The 17,852-nt window shown below is 55.9% G+C and carries 19 protein-coding genes; 12 read left to right on the plus strand and 7 right to left on the minus strand.

Annotated features, from left to right (window positions below; genetic code table 11):
- Window positions 1-4: 4 nt before the first annotated feature.
- On the minus strand, window positions 5-664 hold the full coding sequence (yghB, locus tag F0319_RS20040) for a DedA family general envelope maintenance protein YghB (RefSeq protein WP_023309176.1): 660 nt from the start codon (window positions 662-664) through the stop codon (window positions 5-7).
- A gap of 143 nt (window positions 665-807) precedes the next feature.
- Window positions 808-1,995, minus strand: coding sequence for a cystathionine beta-lyase (gene metC, locus F0319_RS20045; protein WP_111963270.1), 1,188 nt, complete (start codon window positions 1,993-1,995; stop codon window positions 808-810).
- Between the two features lie 251 nt (window positions 1,996-2,246).
- Between metC and exbB the strand changes: the two genes are divergently transcribed.
- A complete protein-coding gene (exbB, locus tag F0319_RS20050; protein ID WP_023333405.1) occupies window positions 2,247-2,978 on the plus strand; it encodes a tol-pal system-associated acyl-CoA thioesterase in 732 nt (243 codons plus the stop codon).
- A gap of 4 nt (window positions 2,979-2,982) precedes the next feature.
- Complete coding sequence (gene exbD / locus F0319_RS20055) at window positions 2,983-3,408, plus strand: TonB system transport protein ExbD (protein ID WP_149367628.1); 426 nt, start codon at window positions 2,983-2,985, stop codon at window positions 3,406-3,408.
- Window positions 3,409-3,449: 41 nt separating this feature from the next.
- On the opposite strand, the gene F0319_RS20060 is transcribed toward exbD, so the two are convergent.
- The gene (locus F0319_RS20060; protein WP_143345546.1) at window positions 3,450-3,899 is read right to left on the minus strand and encodes a cytoplasmic protein; all 450 of its coding nucleotides are present in this window, start codon (window positions 3,897-3,899) and stop codon (window positions 3,450-3,452) included.
- A gap of 1 nt (window position 3,900) precedes the next feature.
- Entirely contained in the window at window positions 3,901-4,305 is a 405-nt protein-coding gene (locus tag F0319_RS20065) for a hypothetical protein (RefSeq protein WP_032659974.1), read from the minus strand.
- Window positions 4,306-4,408: 103 nt separating this feature from the next.
- Here F0319_RS20065 and F0319_RS20070 point away from each other — a divergent pair, with 103 nt between their 5' ends.
- Both F0319_RS20070 and F0319_RS20075 read left to right on the plus strand, forming a co-directional pair.
- Window positions 4,409-4,912 (plus strand): ESA_00282 family adhesion-associated protein, encoded by a 504-nt coding sequence (locus tag F0319_RS20070; RefSeq protein ID WP_111963268.1) that lies wholly within the window; start codon window positions 4,409-4,411, stop codon window positions 4,910-4,912.
- An 81-nt stretch (window positions 4,913-4,993) separates the two neighbouring features.
- Complete coding sequence (locus tag F0319_RS20075; RefSeq protein ID WP_008499805.1) at window positions 4,994-5,482, plus strand: TIGR00645 family protein; 489 nt, start codon at window positions 4,994-4,996, stop codon at window positions 5,480-5,482.
- Between the two features lie 64 nt (window positions 5,483-5,546).
- On the opposite strand, the gene F0319_RS20080 is transcribed toward F0319_RS20075, so the two are convergent.
- Complete coding sequence (locus tag F0319_RS20080; RefSeq protein ID WP_149367629.1) at window positions 5,547-6,587, minus strand: aldo/keto reductase; 1,041 nt, start codon at window positions 6,585-6,587, stop codon at window positions 5,547-5,549.
- A 231-nt stretch (window positions 6,588-6,818) separates the two neighbouring features.
- Here F0319_RS20080 and F0319_RS20085 point away from each other — a divergent pair, with 231 nt between their 5' ends.
- Together F0319_RS20085 and F0319_RS20090 are read left to right on the plus strand one after the other, a co-directional pair.
- Window positions 6,819-8,366, plus strand: a complete 1,548-nt coding sequence (locus tag F0319_RS20085) for a methyl-accepting chemotaxis protein (RefSeq protein ID WP_045403971.1) — start codon at window positions 6,819-6,821, stop codon at window positions 8,364-8,366.
- Between the two features lie 128 nt (window positions 8,367-8,494).
- Window positions 8,495-8,749 carry a hypothetical protein gene (locus F0319_RS20090; RefSeq protein WP_149367630.1) on the plus strand — a complete coding sequence of 85 codons (255 nt, stop codon included), beginning with the start codon at window positions 8,495-8,497 and terminating at the stop codon, window positions 8,747-8,749.
- 105 nt (window positions 8,750-8,854) lie between these two features.
- Here F0319_RS20090 and F0319_RS20095 read toward each other — a convergent pair whose 3' ends face one another.
- A complete protein-coding gene (locus F0319_RS20095; protein ID WP_029740720.1) occupies window positions 8,855-9,187 on the minus strand; it encodes a hypothetical protein in 333 nt (110 codons plus the stop codon).
- Between the two features lie 160 nt (window positions 9,188-9,347).
- Window positions 9,348-10,214: a glutathione-dependent disulfide-bond oxidoreductase gene (gene yghU / locus F0319_RS20100; protein ID WP_115876270.1), complete on the minus strand. Its 867-nt coding sequence runs from the start codon at window positions 10,212-10,214 to the stop codon at window positions 9,348-9,350.
- A 245-nt stretch (window positions 10,215-10,459) separates the two neighbouring features.
- On the opposite strand from yghU, the gene F0319_RS20105 reads away from it, so the two are divergent.
- From F0319_RS20105 to gss, 6 genes are all read left to right on the plus strand, one after another.
- Entirely contained in the window at window positions 10,460-12,049 is a 1,590-nt protein-coding gene (locus F0319_RS20105) for an ABC transporter substrate-binding protein (RefSeq protein WP_149367631.1), read from the plus strand.
- A 45-nt stretch (window positions 12,050-12,094) separates the two neighbouring features.
- Complete coding sequence (locus F0319_RS20110) at window positions 12,095-13,048, plus strand: ABC transporter permease (protein WP_149367632.1); 954 nt, start codon at window positions 12,095-12,097, stop codon at window positions 13,046-13,048.
- A gap of 5 nt (window positions 13,049-13,053) precedes the next feature.
- On the plus strand, window positions 13,054-13,899 hold the full coding sequence (locus tag F0319_RS20115) for an ABC transporter permease (RefSeq protein ID WP_115876267.1): 846 nt from the start codon (window positions 13,054-13,056) through the stop codon (window positions 13,897-13,899).
- Window positions 13,892-14,869: an ABC transporter ATP-binding protein gene (locus F0319_RS20120; protein WP_149367633.1), complete on the plus strand. Its 978-nt coding sequence runs from the start codon at window positions 13,892-13,894 to the stop codon at window positions 14,867-14,869. Before F0319_RS20115 ends, F0319_RS20120 begins: the two co-directional genes overlap by 8 nt.
- Window positions 14,866-15,843: an ABC transporter ATP-binding protein gene (locus tag F0319_RS20125; protein ID WP_149367634.1), complete on the plus strand. Its 978-nt coding sequence runs from the start codon at window positions 14,866-14,868 to the stop codon at window positions 15,841-15,843. Before F0319_RS20120 ends, F0319_RS20125 begins: the two co-directional genes overlap by 4 nt.
- Before the next feature lie 110 nt (window positions 15,844-15,953).
- Complete coding sequence (gene gss / locus F0319_RS20130; protein WP_149367635.1) at window positions 15,954-17,816, plus strand: bifunctional glutathionylspermidine amidase/synthase; 1,863 nt, start codon at window positions 15,954-15,956, stop codon at window positions 17,814-17,816.
- Window positions 17,817-17,852: the final 36 nt, after the last annotated feature.

Consider the following 17,852-nt stretch of genomic DNA (forward strand, 5'->3'; position numbering starts at 1 on the left):
TGAATTATGCGCTGCAGTACTTCTTCTTAATCACCACCGCGATGGTTCCCACCAGACCCGCCACCAGCAGGAACATCGGCAGCACCATCAGGAAGGTCATCACCTGATCTTCGTGGTGTTTCACAAAAGGGATCATGTTCAGCGCGTAGCCGAGCGTGGTGACTACACCCACCCACAGTAGGGCGCTCAGCCAGTTGAAGAACTGGAAGCGGCGGTTCGACAGACCGGAAATGCCCGCCATCGTCGGCAGAAGGGTGCGAACAAACGCCAGGAAACGCCCCGCCAGCAATGCCAGCAGGCCGTGACGATCGAACATGCAGGTCGCACGCTGATGATATTTATGCGGTAACTGCGCCAGCCAGCCTTTTACGACGCGGGTATTCCCGAGCCAGCGGCCCTGAAGATAGCTCAACCAGCAGCCCAGGCTGGCTGCGGAGGTGAGAATAACCATCGTTGGCGTGAAGTCCATGACGCCTTTCCCGATTAACGCCCCGGCAAGTAAAAGCAGGCTATCACCGGGTAAAAACGAGGCTGGCAGTAATCCATTTTCCAGAAACAGAGTTGCGAACATCACGAGGTAAACGATACCGACGACGTGAGGATCCGCCAGCGCGGCAAAGTCGTGTTGCCAGAGCGCCGCGATAATATCTTGAATAACAGCCATGGACTTTCCTGTGGAACAGCAGATATAGCGCTATTGTACTCCCTTATTCGCCCGTCGGGTTTGATCCCGGGCGCAACTCATGCAGACTTTTCTGCTTGCGGTGTCCACAAAAGCGTCCAGAGAGTACATTTTCAGCCAGCACTCTACACGATACGCTCGAACCCTGCTGCTAAATCGGCAATCAGATCGTCAACATTTTCTAAACCGATATGCAGTCGTATCAGGGTACCGCTGAAGTCTACTTCACCCCCGGGGCGAAGGGCCGCGATCTGTTCCGGCTGGTTAGCCAGGATCAGGGATTCAAAACCGCCCCAGGAGTAGGCCATGCTGAAAAGGGTAAAATTATCCAGATAGCTCGCCAGCTCGTCGTTATTCAGCCGCTTTTTCAGTACGAATGAGAACAACCCGCTGCTGCCCGTAAAGTCACGTTGCCAGAACTCATGGCCTTTACTGCCTGGTAACGCGGGATGATTTACGCGCTCAACCAGCGGATGCTGCGCCAGCCATTCTGCCACCTTCAGGCTGCTTTCATGGTGCTGACGCAGACGAACGCCCAGCGTGCGGATACCGCGGCTGGTCATGTAGGCCGTGTCGGCATCTACCATCTGGCCCATCAGGTACGCATTTTCACGCAGCTGATCCCAGCAGCGCGCGTTGGAGACCGCAGTACCAATCATGCCGTCAGAGTGGCCTATCAGGTATTTCGTTGCCGCCTGAATCGAAATATCAATGTCGAATTCCAGCGCTTTGAACAGCACGCCTGCCGCCCAGGTGTTGTCGATCATAACGATCGCCTCTGGCGCTTTGCTGCGTACGGCCTTCACGATAGCCGGCACGTCGTGAACTTCCATGGTGAGCGACCCCGGAGATTCCAGGAACACAATGCGCGTGTTTGGCTGAATAAGTTCGGCAATGCCTTCACCAATCAGCGGGTCGAACCAGCCGGTCGTTACCCCGAGCTTGCTGAGGATTTTGGTGCAGAAGTCCTGGCTGGGTTCATAGGCGGTGTTGGTCATCAGGATATGGTCGCCCTGTTCCACAAACGCCAGAATGGTGTTGGCGACCGCCGCCGCCCCGCACGGGAAGAGCGCACAGCCCGCGCCGCCTTCCAGCTCGCACATCGCTTCCTGCAGAGAAAAATGGGTTAGCGTGCCGCGACGGCCATAAAACAGCCCGCCTTTCGCGCGATTACGCGTGGCGTTTTTTTTCTCCTCAACGGTGTCAAACACCAGCGAGGAGGCTCGTTGAATCACGCTGTTGACCGATCCCTGAGTATATTTTTTGCTGCGTCCTGCCTGTACCAGCGTGGTATCAAGATGCTTCTTTGTCATGTTCGCTAACCCTGTTTTTATACGTCTGGACGTCCAGACTACCACGATTGGAAAAAACTGCACCCCGAGGCTTATCGAATAAGCAGAAAATATTAGCAAAAAACCGCATAAGAAATTTTTACTGCGTAAGCGCAAGGAAAGTGAGCGAAAATTACGGCACCATGCAAATACTAATGAGAACTACTATCAATTCGACGACGTTTTGATATTATTACGCTCAGATTTTGTGATTTGCGTCCTGGAGATACAGAGTGGGTAATAATTTGATGCAGACGGATCTCTCCGTTTGGGGCATGTATCAGCATGCTGACATCGTGGTTAAGATTGTGATGATCGGCCTGATTCTGGCGTCCGTTGTCACCTGGGCTATCTTCTTCAGCAAAAGTGCCGAGTTGCTTTCGCAGAAGCGTCGCCTGAAGCGGGAACAGCAGCAGCTGGCTGAAGCCCGCTCTCTGGATCAGGCTTCAGATATGACCTCATCTTTCCACGCGAAAAGCCTGACTACCCTGCTCGTGAATGAAGCGCAGAACGAGCTGGAACTCTCCGCAGGCAGTGAAGATAACGAAGGCATCAAAGAGCGTACCGGTTTCCGCCTGGAGCGCCGCGTTGCGGCCGTTGGCCGACACATGGGGCGCGGCAATGGTTATCTGGCTACCATCGGCGCGATCTCACCGTTCATCGGTCTTTTCGGCACGGTCTGGGGCATCATGAATAGCTTTATCGGTATCGCGCAGACCCAAACTACCAACCTGGCGGTCGTGGCGCCGGGTATCGCAGAAGCGCTGCTGGCGACAGCAATCGGTCTGGTTGCCGCTATCCCGGCGGTGGTCATCTATAATATCTTCGCGCGTATGATTGGCAGCTATAAAGCGACTCTTGGAGACGTTGCCGCGCAGGTTCTGCTGCTGCAAAGTCGCGATCTCGATCTGAATGCCAGCTCGGTTAAGCCGGTGCATGCGGCGTCTAAACTGCGCGCAGGTTAATAGTATGGCGATGCGTCTAAACGAAAATCTGGACGATAACGGCGAAATGCATGAAATCAACGTGACGCCGTTTATCGACGTCATGCTGGTTCTGCTGATTATCTTCATGGTAGCTGCACCGCTGGCGACGGTGGATGTGAAGGTGAATCTGCCGGCATCTTCCAGCCAGCCCCAGCCGCGCCCGGAGAAGCCTATTTACCTGTCGGTGAAAGCGGATAAATCCATGTTCCTCGGGAACGACCCGGTGACGGACGACTCAGTCATCCCGGCGCTGGAGCAGCTTACGGGCGGAAAGAAAGACACTACGGTCTTCTTCCGTGCGGATAAAACCGTTGATTATGAAACCATGATGAAGGTAATGGACACGCTGCATCAGGCGGGTTACCTGAAGATTGGACTGGTCGGCGAAGAAAAGGCGGCCTCGAAGTGATAAAGAAGCTGGCGAAAGCCGGCTTTTTTTATGCCTGTCGGTTATGCGCTTTTGTTATTCGTTGGTGCGGCGGAAGGATTTGCCAGCGCGTCCTCATCAAGCGCAACGCAGGTGACGTTTGAGGTACGGTACTCACCGTCTGACAGCTTGCGCGTCAGACGCAGGGTGGCGATTTCTCTGGCGAGCAGATACTGATAATTGGCCTCGAGGCGCCCCAGAAGCTTCTCTTTCAGCTCTGGCCGCTGTTCAATGATGGCATTCATCACGGCACCGTAAATTTCTTCTTTGACCTGCAGCGGATAAATTTCACGGCGATTCTGCCATTTAAGCCGCACCAGCGTCGCCGGGATCGATACCAGGTCTTGTGTAATGCGCGTCATCTCGTCATTTTTTGTGTTTCGTAGTGCGTCGAGATTTTGCTTTAAGATAAATTCATCACTTTTTTTATCATCTAAAGTCAAATAAACGTCGTTATTTTTAACTTCTTTCACGTTAATCTTCCCCCAGGCTATAAAAAATTGGGTTGTTTTTTTCGCGCGTAATTAAATTAAGCCAAATTTCATTGCCCGCTTCATTAATTTCTTCGGTTTTCTCGGCTATTATTTGACTTAGTTTCTGGGCATCTATTTCTCCCTCGGCCTGCAGGTCATTCAGCAGGTGGACAAAGGCTTCAATTTTTATAGCGCGAAATAAGCGGTCTTTTATATGACGATCGTGCTCTTCCAGCAACATATTTCGCGATTTGCCAGTTCGGGAAACACCAATTAATATATCGGGCTCGAAATCAGAGAGCTTTCTTTTCCCCTGAGTGAAACTGGCCTCTTTTTCTGCTTCCGTCGGTTGCTGTTCCACAGGCGTAATGTGGTACTTAGCCGGGACGAGATAGTCGGGCAGCATTTTTAATTTCCTTTAATTTCAACAGGGTGGGGTTGGTAAAGGCGTGAGATTCGTTGACAATATCATGAGGCAAATTTAAAATCAAAAAAAATGGAGCCTACCCATGAACAGCATCTTTTTTACGGTCATCACATTACTATTATTGACCGCTGGTGTGCTTTTATTGATGCAAGAGTTCAATAAAACGAAAGTGTCGAAAGACGCCAGTGAGCCCCCACAACCTGAACTGATGACAAAAGAGGAAGGTGAAGACCATTTCTCTGTATTGATGAACTCCGTTACGCCTGTCTGGTACTGGCGGGTGAACCACGAATATATCGACTTTTTACATGCGACAATTAAGCGCATGAAAATGTCGGAAATTAATGACACGCCCGGACTGTTTGAGGCGCAGCGTCGCTGTAGCGATCTGAATTCAGCAGTCTATAAATATTATGACAATATCAAAAAGCGCTGTCTTAACGGAGAAAAGGTATCTTATTCCGATCTGGACGTATTGAATTTGCGGCAGTGTTTTCGCGAGTTCAGTCTGGAAGCCTATCCTGAACTGGTGGCGCTTGTCTGGCCGGAGTACGCACGTCCGGAAGTTAATCCAGACAACGTCTGAGTGACGTACCGTTGAGTTATTGCAAACAGTCAGCGCCGTTGAGATATACTGGGCGCTGGTTTCTTTTGCAAACAGGACTCTATGGAACGCTTTTTTGAAAATGCCATGTACGCCTCTCGCTGGATACTGGCCCCCGTCTATTTTGGCCTTTCGCTGGCACTTATCGCGCTGACGATTAAGTTCTTTCAGGAAATCCTGCACGTTCTGCCGAATATCTTTTCCATTGCCGAAGCGGATTTGATTCTGGTTCTGCTCTCGCTGGTGGATATGACCCTGGTGGGTGGGCTGCTGGTGATGGTGATGTTCTCCGGCTACGAGAATTTCGTCTCCCAGCTTGATATCGACGAGCGTAAAGAGAAGCTCAGCTGGTTGGGCAAAATGGATGCCTCGTCGCTGAAGAATAAAGTGGCCGCGTCGATTGTGGCGATCTCTTCTATCCACCTGCTACGCGTATTTATGGACGCGAAGAACGTGCCGGATAACAAACTGATGTGGTACGTCATTATCCATCTGACGTTTGTGCTGTCTGCGTTTGTGATGGGGTATCTGGATAAGATCAGTAAGAAGTAAAGTACGCCTTACCCCTCACCCTAACCCTCTCCCCAAAGGGGAGAGGGGACTGCTCGGTGCGGCATTATTTATCAGACGACGCCTGCCACAGATTCAACTCCCCATCCGCAACATGCTGGTCAATCCGCTTGAGTTCGTCCTCCGTAAAGCGCAGGTTTTCCAGCGCCTGTACATTCTCTTCCAGCTGTTCCGGGCGGCTTGCGCCAATCAGCACGGACGTCACGCGCGCATCTTTCAGCAGCCAGCTTAGTGCCATCTGCGCCATGGTTTGTCCGCGCGCCTGCGCCATCTCATTCAGCAGGCGAAGGCTGCTCAGGTTGGCGTCGGTGAGCATCTTTTGCGTCAGGCCGCGCACTTTATTCCCTTCGCGCTGCATGCGTGATCCTTCAGGGATACCGTTCAGGTATTTCCCTGTCAGCAACCCCTGCGCCAGCGGGGTGAAGGCAATACAGCCCGTACCGTTTGCTTCCAGCGCATCCAGCAAGCCGGTCTTATCGACCCAGCGGTTAAGCAGGTTATAGGACGGCTGATGGATCAGCAGGGGGATCTTCCACTCGCGCAGCAGCTCGGCCATTTTTTGTGTGCGGTCTGTCGAGTAGGAGGAAATCCCCACATACAGCGCTTTTCCGCTCTGCACGGCATGGGCCAGCGCGGATGCCGTCTCTTCCATCGGGGTGTTTTCATCCACGCGGTGGGAGTAGAAAATATCGACGTACTCGACGCCCAGACGCTTCAGGCTCTGGTCGAGGCTGGCGAGCAGATATTTGCGTGAACCGCCGGAACCGTACGGCCCAGGCCACATGTCATAACCCGCCTTGGTGGAGATAACCAGTTCGTCGCGGTATGCGGCAAAATCTTCCCGCAGCAGGCGGCCGAAATTCTCTTCCGCGCTACCCGGCGGTGGTCCGTAGTTATTGGCAAGATCGAAATGAGTGATGCCGAGGTCGAAGGCTTTTCGCAGCAGCGCGCGTTGGGCATCAAGAGGCTGGACGTGGCCGAAGCTATGCCACAGTCCCAGCGACAGGGCGGGCAGGCGCAGGCCACTTTTGCCGCAATAACGGTATTGCATATTCTCATAGCGGCCGGGGGAAGGGTGCCAGGACATGATGTCTCCTTTCTTATTGATGAAATTTTCGAAACAACGTTTTCATTCTGAACTTACCACATCACAAATTACATCACTAAGCTCGGGCCTGATGGTTAACAGCTGCTGTGTGACCAGTGAAGCCACGCTAATTAAAAATGATCACAAAACGTTATAATTTCCCTCTTTCCTGCCGATAACGAGAGTAGTACTCGCCTCTGGGCGAACTCACCCTCACGGCAAGGAAGACTTATGAATATGCTCCGTAATTTCACGATCCGCTTCGTCATGCTGACGATTCTCGGGATCTTTTGTTTAATGTGGGCGGGTGTTGGCTTGTACAGCACCTGGTCCCTTTCTCGCGTTTCAGATGGCAACGAAGTCGATCGCCAGCTGGTTAAACAGATGACGGTACTCAGCCAAGGTAACGATCAATATTTCCGCTTTGTGACCCGTCTGAGCCGCGCAATGGAAGTCAAAGCCGCAGGCGGCACGCCGGATCTGTCCTCTGCCCAACAGGCGCTGGATAACATGGGCAAGAAACTGGCCGAGATGAAGGCGATCTCCCCAGGCCCGATGGATGAGCAGATCTCTTCCAGGGTGATTGGCACCTGGCAGGCGCTGCTTGAACAGGGCGTAACGCCGCAAATGCAGCAGGCGAAGCAGGGGGCTCTGGAGGGATATCGCCAGCAGGCCAACAACGTCACACCGCCGCTGAGCCGCGCGTTTGGTGCGGCCGCTGAGGAGTTCAATAATGCCGCCGCGAAGTCGCTCGACAGCACCCGCGTGGTGGTGGACGGCCTGACAAGCATGACCCGCACGGTGATTATCGTTGCCACGATTATCGGCCTGCTGATCCTGCTCTTCACCGACCGTTACCTGGTGGCGATGCTGGTCAAACCGCTGGATCGCATTCGCCAGCAGTTCCGCCAGATTGCCCAGGGCGATCTCAGCCAGCCCATTGAGCCGTTCGGCCGCAACTGCGTGGGCCAGCTGGTGCCGCTGCTGAGCGCCATGCAGGACAGCCTGCGCGAAGCGGTCAGCACGATCCGCTCCGGCAGTGAAAATATCTGGCGCGGCGCGACGGAAATCTCCAGCGGTAACAACGATCTCTCTTCCCGTACCGAAGAGCAGGCGGCTGCGCTGGAAGAGACGGCAGCCAGCATGGAACAGCTGACCGCCACGGTGAAACTAAATGCGGAAAGCGCGCGTCAGGCCAGCCAGCTGGCCGATGTGGCCTCAACTACCGCCAGCCGCGGCGGCTCGCTGGTGGAAGAGGTGGTGACCACCATGAGCGGTATTTCGGAAAGCTCGAAGAAAATCGCTGAAATCACTAACGTTATCAACAGCATTGCCTTCCAGACCAATATTCTGGCGCTCAATGCGGCGGTTGAAGCGGCGCGCGCGGGTGAACAGGGGCGTGGTTTCGCGGTAGTGGCAGGTGAAGTTCGCAACCTGGCAAGCCGCAGCGCCAACGCGGCAAAAGAGATTGAAGGGCTGATTACCGACTCCGTTTCCCGCGTAGAGCAGGGGGCACAGCTGGTGAGCGACACCGGCACCACCATGGATGCGATTCTGCGTGACGTAACGGAAGTGACGACCATTATGAAGCAAATTGCCTCGGCCTCTGAGGAGCAGAGTAAGGGCATTTCGCAGGTCGGAATTGCCATTACCCAGATGGACGGCGTTACCCAGCAAAACGCCTCGCTGGTGGAGGAGGTTTCCGCGGCGGCGGCGGCGCTGGAGCGTCAGACCGAAGAGCTTCAGCGCTCGGTGCAAAAGTTCCGCCTGACGGCATAACGCAACGTTTCAAGGCCGCCGGATGCGGCCTTGTATTATTAACGCCTTCCCCATTCAGCTCGCGTTGAAACTGCTATTCTTTTGCTAACCCCCCTGACGTTCTGGGCTCTCTTCTGTGAGGTGTTGCTATGAACAGATCGTTATCTCTCATCCCTGTTCTCTCTTTCATTTTTCTGATGATGTTCTCGGTTTTTGCCGATGCGACCCAACAGGCGCAGGAACGGCGCGTGGCGCGTGATGTCAGGCAGGAAACCCGCGACGCGTCACGGCAGGTGAAGCAGACCTGCGTGGCGAACAATAACCAGAGTAATCACGACTGCAGCCAGGATAAACGTCAGATGAAACAGGCCGGACGGCAAAAAGCGCGGGATATTAAGTATTAATGTGGTAATGAAAAATATTAGGAATGAGACACGGACAATAAGCGGAAAGCATCATCGGGGATGTGATTAATACCGGGCAAACGCAGCGCTGCCCGGATGTATGTATCAGTGCGTCGCCTCACCAATCAGCGCACCCGTGCCCGCACCAACGGCTGCACCTTTCAGCACGCTCTTGCCGGTCACCGCCGCGGCACCTGCGCCCACGGCAGCACCTACCGCACCGCCTTTACGCGCGGCTTTACCTTTGCCGCCGTTTTTGAACATAGCACCCGTGCCTGCGCCAACAACGGCGCCGCCAACGGTCGATTTCAGATCTTTGCCAGTGGCTGCGCCAATCGCCGCGCCTGCTACCGCGCCAGCTGCAGTTTTGTCGATGGCCATTCCCGAGGTGGAGAAAATGAGGGCGCTGATAACCAGCGTTGTTTTAATAAGTTTCATAACAGATCCTTTGTGACTGCTGTCGGTTGATACGTCATTTCTCACTCTCTGACGCGAGAAAAACGTCCAGATAGTGCCAGCAATACCGGTTCAACCTTTAAGCTAATCATGCCCTGGGCAAGGATCTCAGCTGCCGGGCGGGGATCCGCCCGGCGGAACATTACGCCTGACGCTTATCTTCCGTATTGGTCTCGAAGTCGCTCGCCGCATGGCGCTCGTGGAGCTGCTCGTTCAGCTCGCCGCTGGTGCGGTTAACAATACGTCCGCGCTTAACGGCATGGCGGTTCGCCACGTCTTTCGCCCAGCGCTGCACGTTGGTGTACTTCTCTGCATCCAGGAACTCGGCGGCGTTGTACACGCTGCCCAGCGCCACGCAGCCGAACCACGGCCAGATTGCCATATCCGCGATGGTGTACTCCTCACCCGCCACGTAGCGACCGCGCGCCAGCTGTTTATCCAGCACGTCGAACAGGCGTTTGGCTTCCATGGTAAAGCGGTCAATTGCGTACTCAATTTTTACCGGCGCGTAGTTGTAGAAGTGGCCAAAACCGCCGCCGAGGAACGGCGCCGCGCCCTGGAGCCAGAACAGCCAGTTCAGCGTTTCGGTGCGTCCCGCCGGATCCTTCGGCAGGAAGTGGCCGAACTTCTCCGCCAGGTAGAGCAGGATATTGCCGGATTCAAATACGCGGGTTGGCGGGTTCGTGGAGTGGTCACGAAGCGCCGGTATTTTCGAGTTCGGGTTCACCTCAACGAAGCCGCTGGAGAACTGGTCGCCCTCGCCGATGCGGATCAACCACGCGTCGTACTCCGCGCCCGTCACGCCCAGCGCCAGCAGCTCTTCGAGCATGATCGTCACCTTCTGGCCGTTCGGTGTGCCGAGCGAGTAGAGCTGCAGCGGGTGCGAACCGACAGGAAGATCTTTCTCATGGGTCGCGCCGGAAATCGGACGGTTAATGTTGGCGAACGCGCCGCCGTTGTTCTTTTTCCATTCCCACACTTTGGGTGGCTGATACGTGTTGTCTGACATGTTGGCCTGCCTTTTGAGTGATGTGTTGAGGCAGTGTAGCAGGAGATTTGTGAACCGTTTAACGTTGCGAGCGCAATCAATTAACCGCTATTCCTTCCGGCGCTTATATATAACAAATCCGGCATAAGCTTAATCGAAAATCGCATTTTCATAATTAATGCGTAAAACGATAAAGCTGAATATGATGCTTCAACATAAATAAAAGATGCAGTAATAAACACTTTATAAGGCAAGGAGTTAGTGAGATGCGCAAGCTTCTGTTATCGGCCGTGGTCGTTTCGCTCGCGTTAGGCCTGGCAGGCTGTGATGATGCGAAAAATAAAGAGACAAATACGGCCGCGGCGGCAAAAAGCGACGCGCCAAAAGAGGGCGGTTCGCTAATTATTGGAATTACCTCCGGCGACCCGTTAGCCGTTAATCCGCTTTATGCCAGCGACCGCACAACGTTAACCATCATGCAGGCGTTGTATGCCCCGCTGTACAGCTTTAATAACGGCAAGATCGAGTGGGGCCTGGCGGAAAGCCTCACGCCCTCCGCCGACAACCTGAGCTACACCCTGACGTTAAAACCCAACCTGAAATGGCAGGACGGTCAGCCGCTGACGGCGGACGACGTGGTCTTTACGTTCAACAAGCTGCTCGATGCCAAACAGCACAGCTTCTTCCGCAGCATGTTTACCTGGGGCGGCAAGCCTGTTGAAGTAAGCAAGGTTGACGACCGCACCGTTAAGTTCACCTTACCGCAGGTCAGCGCCGCCTTTACCGGCACCCTGGTACAGATCTACCCGATCCCGCAGCACGTGTTCGCCGGCGAAGGCGACCTGGAAAAGAGCAGCAAAAACGATGCGCCGGTCGGCTCCGGGCCGTTCAAGTTTAAAGAGTACCGCGCCGGGCAGTATTACGCCCTGACCCGTTTTGACGATTACTGGAACGGCAAAGCGAAGCTAGATTCGGTGACCTACCGTTTCGCCAAAGACAGTAACGCCGCCAACCTGGCGCTGCAAAACGGTGAAATCAACCTCAAGATGGTTGACCCGCAGGACGTGAACCGCCTGAAAAATACCGGTAAGTTTGACTTCGTGGTCTATCCGGAAGGCCGCCTGGCCTATATGACGTTCAACCAGAACGTGCCGGTAATGAAGAGCAAAGAATTGCGTCAGGCCATTGCTTACGCCATCAACAAAGACGAGCTGACCCAAACCGCCTTTACCTCGCTGGACTACGCCAAACCGGCGACGTCCTTCCTGACGCCCGATACGCTTTACAAGACGGATGACGTCGAGCAATACAAATTCGACCTGCAAAAAGCTAAAGAGCTGCTTAAAGCGTCCGGCGCGCCGGACAACCTCAAGCTGCGCCTGGCGTATGTGAATACCAACAAAACCCAGGAGAGCATGGCGCTCTACATTCAGCAGGCGCTGAAGGGCATTGGGATGAACGTGGAGCTGATGCCGCTGGACTCCAACGCCATGTCCCAGCGCAGCCTCGATATGAACAACACCGCCTGGGAGCTGAACCTGGGCGGTTACATCATGGGCTCAGAGCCGGACGGCTACAAATCGCTGTTCATGAGCAACGAGGCCTATAACTACGCGCACTACAAAAATCCGCAGTTTGATGCCCTGTGGGATAAAGGCGCCGTGGAAACCGACGCCGCAAAACGTGCCGATATCTACAAGCAAATTCAGCAGACCGTGGCGAACGACATGACGTACTACCCAATCGCCTATACCAATGCGACCGTCGCGGTGGACAAGCGTTTTGGCGGCACCGAGGAAGCGGAGCCGAAACCGGTCTATCTGTTCCAGGATCTGTCAAAAATCTATCAGAAATAAGTAATTGCCCCGGCCGTCGGGTCGGGGCCTTGGTAAGGGCACGTCGTGAACACACTTCTCACGCGTCGGCTGCTGCAGCTGCTGCCGATGCTGTTCTTTATTTCGCTGGTGGCGTTTTTGCTGGTCAAACTGGCGCCCGGCGATCCGGTGGCGGCGTACATTACGCCGCGTATGGCTCCGGAAGATATCGAACGTATTCGCCAGAGCCTGGGGCTGGATAAGCCGCTGGTCACGCAGTACGTCCTGTGGCTGAAAAATGTCCTGCAGGGCGATCTCGGCTATTCGCTGATCTACCACCGCCCGGTGCTGGAGATGATCGGCGAACGCATTCCGGCCACGCTGGGGCTGATGGGCGCGTCGCTGCTGCTGGCGATCGTGCTGGCGATCCCGCTGGGCCTGCTGGCGGGGGCATTCAAGCATCGCTGGCTGGATCACCTGCTTAACCTGTTCGCCTATATCGGCATCTCGGTGCCGATTTTCTGGTTCGGCATCTTGCTCATTACGGTCTTTGCCGTGCAGCTTAGCTGGTTCCCCAGCATGGGGATGCGCACCATCGGCATGGAGGATAACGCGCTGGACGTGCTGCGTCACGGCGTACTGCCGTGTATTGCCCTCACGTTCTACAACCTCTCCAGCTATGTGCGCTACATCCGTTCCAACACCATCTCGCAGCTCTCGGCCGACTACGTGCAAACCCAGCTTGCCTACGGCGCTACGCGTTCCAGCATTCTGTTTAGACACGTGCTGAAAAACGTGCTGCTGCCAGTGATCACCCTGTTCGGACTGTCGTTCGGTGAGCTGATTGTGGGGGCCTACGTGACGGAAAGCGTCTTCTCCTGGCCGGGGATGGGGCTGCTCGGGATCCAGTCGATCGCCTCGCTGGACTACCCGCTGATCATGGCGATCATCATGCTCTCGTCGATGATGCTGATCGTCGGTAACCTGATCGCCGATCTGCTTTATCGCTTCGCCGATCCACGCATTCGTACGCTGAGGTAACCCGGATGAGCAGACGCTGGCAGCAGGTTCGTCACCAGCTGCGCCGCAACCGTCCGGCGCAGTTCTCCCTGTTTGTGCTTTTTATTTTTATTGTCGCCGCGCTCTGTGCGGGGTTAAGTCCGTACGATCCGGATCGGATGGCGCTCGGCGCACGCACGTTACCGCCGGATGCCGCACACTGGTTCGGCACCGACGAGTACGGGCGCGACTACTTCACCCGCGCGCTTTATGGCGGCCAGATCTCCCTGATGGTCGGTTTTCTCGCCATGCTCTTTTCCACGCTTATCGGCACGGTGGTGGGCACGGTGAGCGGCTATTTTGGCGGCTGGCTGGATAACCTGATGATGCGCGCCGTGGATATCCTGATGGCCATTCCGGCCTTCTTCCTGCTGCTGGTGGTGAATGCTTACCTCAAGCCGGGCGTGGATAACATCATTCTGATCATCAGCCTGCTGACGTGGATGAATATGTCGCGGCTGGTGCGCGCAGAAACCCTGTCGGTGAAAGAGCGCGAGTACGTGCTTTATGCCCGCGCGTCGGGGGAAAACCCGCTGCGCATTATCGTGCGTCACATTATTCCCGGCGTGCTGCCGACCATTATCGTTGCCGCCACGCTCAATATCGCCTCGGCCATTCTGATGGAGTCGACGCTCAGCTTCTTAGGGCTGGGCGTACAGGCACCGGCGGCGTCGTGGGGAAGCATGCTCAATAACGCCCAGTCTTATATTGGCGAAGCGTCGTGGCTGGCGATGTTCCCCGGCATCCTGATCCTGCTGACGGTGTTCAGCTTTAACGTGCTCGGCGATGTCTTCCGTACCGCCTTTGAGCCGGGAGCGAATCGCGATGAGTAGCTTATTAGCGCTTGAGAACCTGCAAACTACCTTCCGCACCCGCGAGGGCGAGGTTCACGCGGTGCGCGGCGTAAGCTTTCAGGTGCAGCCGGGAGAACTTGTCGGCATTGTTGGCGAGTCGGGCTGCGGAAAAAGCGTCACCTGTAAGTCGATTATCCAGCTTCTGGGGAGCAACGGACGGATAACCGGCGGCAGCATTCGCTTCCAGAATGACGATCTGGCGCAGAAAACCCCTGCGCAGATGCGCGCCATTCGCGGCAATGAGATCGCGATGATTTTCCAGGATCCGATGACCGTCCTGAACCCGGTGCTGACCATCGGCAAGCAGATGTCTGAGATCCTGATGCGCAATAAAGGACTCACCAAAAGAGCGGCCAAAGCGGCGGCGATCGCCATGCTGGAACAGGTGGGGATTGCCGAGGCGGAACGCCGATACGACCAGTATCCTCACGAGTTCAGCGGTGGGATGCGCCAGCGGGTGATGATCGCCATTGCGCTCTCCTGCAACCCGAAGCTGCTTATCGCCGATGAGCCAACTACCGCGCTGGACGTCACCATTCAGGCGCAGATCCTGCGTTTGCTGAAAAGCCTGCAGCAGCAGACCCAAACCGCGATTCTGCTGATCACCCACGATCTCGGCGTGGTGGCGCAGGTCTGCAGCCGCGTAGTGGTGATGTACGGCGGGCTGGTGATGGAGGAGGGCAGCGTAGAGGACATTTTTTATCGCCCCGCGCATCCTTACACCCAGGGGCTGCTGACCTCGCTGCCGCGCCCGGATGAGGTGAATCAACGTCTATCGCCTATTGAAGGTTCGCCGCCCGGCCTGCTTAACCCGCCGCCGGGCTGCCCGTTCGCCGAACGCTGCCCAAAACGCATGCCCCAGTGTGAACGGCAGCCCGCGTTTTACACCGCCGGAGAGGGCCATCGCGCCGCCTGCTGGCTATGGGCCGATAAGGAGACTCATGCATGAGTGAACAACAGGCACCATTAGTGAGCGTGCGCGATCTGCGCAAGCACTATCAGCTTAACGGCGGTCTGCTGCGTAAAGGCGCGGCCGTGAAGGCGGTTGATGGCGTGAGCTTTGATATCCAGCCCGGCGAGACGTTTGGCCTGGTGGGAGAGTCCGGCTGTGGGAAATCGACGCTCGGACGCGCCATTCTGCGCCTTTTCGATATTACCGCGGGCGAGATCCACTTCGCCGGGCAGGCGATTGCCCACGCCCGCGAAAAAGAACTCAAGCCGCTGCGCAAGCGGATGCAGGCGATTTTTCAGGATCCTTACTCCTCGCTCAACCCAGGCATGACGGTGCGACAGCTGGTGGCCGAGCCGATGCAGATCCACGGCTACAGCCGTGAAGAACAGCGGGAACGGACGGAAACGCTGCTCTACAAAGTGGGGCTGAAGCAGGAACACCTTGATCGGTTCCCGCATGAGTTCAGCGGCGGGCAGCGTCAGCGCATCAGTATTGCCCGTGCGTTGTCCGTGCGTCCCGAATTTGTGCTGTGCGATGAGCCGCTCTCGGCGCTGGACGTCTCGGTGCAGGCGCAGGTGGTGAATATTCTGCAGGATTTGCAGCAGGAGCTGGGGCTGACCTATCTGTTTATCGCCCACGATCTCTCCATGGTGCGCCATATCTCCAGCCGCATTGGGGTGATGTATCTCGGTAAGCTGGTGGAGGTGGCCCCGGCGAATGAGCTGTATCAGCGTCCGGCGCACCCTTATACCCGCGCGCTGCTGGCGGCGGTTCCCCAGCCCGATCCGCGGATTCGCAACCTTGAAGACGCGACCCTGCGCGGTGAAATGCCCGGCCCTACGTCCGCGCTGCCGGGCTGTAAGTTTTGCAGCCGATGCCCGCACGCCATGCCGGTTTGCCAGACGCAGAAGCCTGCGATGCAGGAGATCGCGCCAGGGCATTTTGCGGCGTGCTGGCTGTTTAACATGTAGTTAATGCACCGCGCAGGTGTATGATAAATGTCCCTCTGTCAGGTTAATTACAACGTGCAGACGACGACAAACCTTAAAAAATTGCCGCCTGCCTGTTTTAGGTTGGATACATGCATAAAGGAAATTTAAGCAGTGATGCGCCATTCGGGACATTGTTAGGCTATGCGCCCGGTGGCGTGGCGATTTACTCTTCAAATTACGGCAGTCTGGACCCGCGAAAATACCCGGAAGACGCGGATTTTCGCAGCTACATCGGCAACGAATACATGGGCCACAAGTGGCAGTGCGTTGAGTTTGCCCGCCGTTTCCTGTTCCTCAACTATGGCTTCGTGTTTACCGACGTCGGTATGGCGTGGGAGATCTTCTCTCTGCGCTTTTTGCGTCAGGTGGTGAACGATAACATTCTGCCCCTTCAGGCCTTTGCCAACGGTTCAAAACGCGCGCCGCGCGCCGGAGCGCTGCTGATCTGGCAAAAGGGCGGCGAGTTTCACGAGACCGGCCACGTGGCGGTGATCACCCAGCTTCTGGACGATAGGGTGCGTATTGCGGAGCAGAACGTGATTCACTCCCCGCTGCCGCTCGGGCAGCAGTGGACGCGCGAGCTGCGCCTGAGCGTGGAGAACGGGTGTTACACCCTCCACGACACCTTCAGCGACACGGAAATTCTCGGCTGGATGATCCAGACCGAGGATACGGAACACAGCATTCCCCAGCCGGAAATCGACGGTGAACTGCTGAAAATCAGCGGCGCGCGGCTGAAAAACAAACGTCAGTTCGACGGCAAGTGGCTCAACGAAAATGACGCGCTGCAGCAGGCGTATGTTCGCGCCAACGGCCACGTGATCAACAAAGATCCCTGCCAGTACTTCACCATTACCGAAAGCGCCGAACAGGAGCTGATCAAGGCCACCAACGAACTGCATCTGATGTACCTGCACGCCACGGACAAGGTGCTGAAAGACGACAGCCTGCTGGCGCTTTTCGACATCCCGAAAATCCTCTGGCCGCGCCTGCGCCTCTCCTGGCAGTGGCGTCGTCACCATATGATCACCGGTCGTATGGATTTCTGCATGGATGAGCGCGGGATCAAGGTCTATGAGTACAACGCCGACTCCGCCTCCTGCCATACCGAGGGCGGGCTTATCCTTGAGGAGTGGGTGAAAAACGGCTATCGCGGCAACGGGCATAACCCGGCGGAAGGCCTGCTGGAAGAGCTGACCGGCGCCTGGAAGCACAGCCACGCGCGGCCGTTCGTCCACATCATGCAGGACAACGATGTCGAAGAGGACTATCACGCGCTCTTTATTCAGCGTTCGCTGATGCAGGCCGGGTTTGAGACCAAAATCCTCCACGGGCTGGGGGCGCTCAGCTGGGATGCCGCCGGGCAGCTGATCGACGACGAAGGTCGCCACGTCAACTGCGTGTGGAAAACCTGGGCGTGGGAGACGGCGATAGAGCAGATCCGCGAGGTCAGCGAAACCGAATATGCCGCCGTGCCGATCCGCACCGGGCATCCTGAAGGCGAAGTGCGCCTGATTGACGTTCTGCTGCGCCCGGAGGTGCTGGTCTTTGAACCGCTGTGGACCGTTATTCCAGGCAACAAGGCGATTCTTCCGGTGCTGTGGCAACTGTTCCCCAATCACCGTTACCTGCTCGACACCGATTTTGAGGTCAACGATCTGCTGAAGCAGACCGGATATGCCGTTAAGCCGATTGCCGGACGCTGCGGCAGCAATATCGATCTGATCAGCGCCCAGGACGAACTGCTGGATAAATCCAGCGGCAAGTTTGTCGACCGTAAAAACATCTACCAGCAGCTGTGGTGCCTGCCGAAGGTCGACGGCAAGTACATACAGGTCTGTACCTTTACCGTGGGCGGGAACTACGGTGGGACCTGTCTGCGCGGCGATGACTCGCTGGTGGTGAAGAAAGAGAGCGATATCGAGCCGCTGATCGTGGTTAAAGATAAGTAGTTCTTAGCCGCTTTTAAAAAGCCCCCGCAGGGTATC

Source organism: Enterobacter vonholyi (assembly GCF_008364555.1).
GTDB lineage: Bacteria > Pseudomonadota > Gammaproteobacteria > Enterobacterales > Enterobacteriaceae > Enterobacter > Enterobacter vonholyi.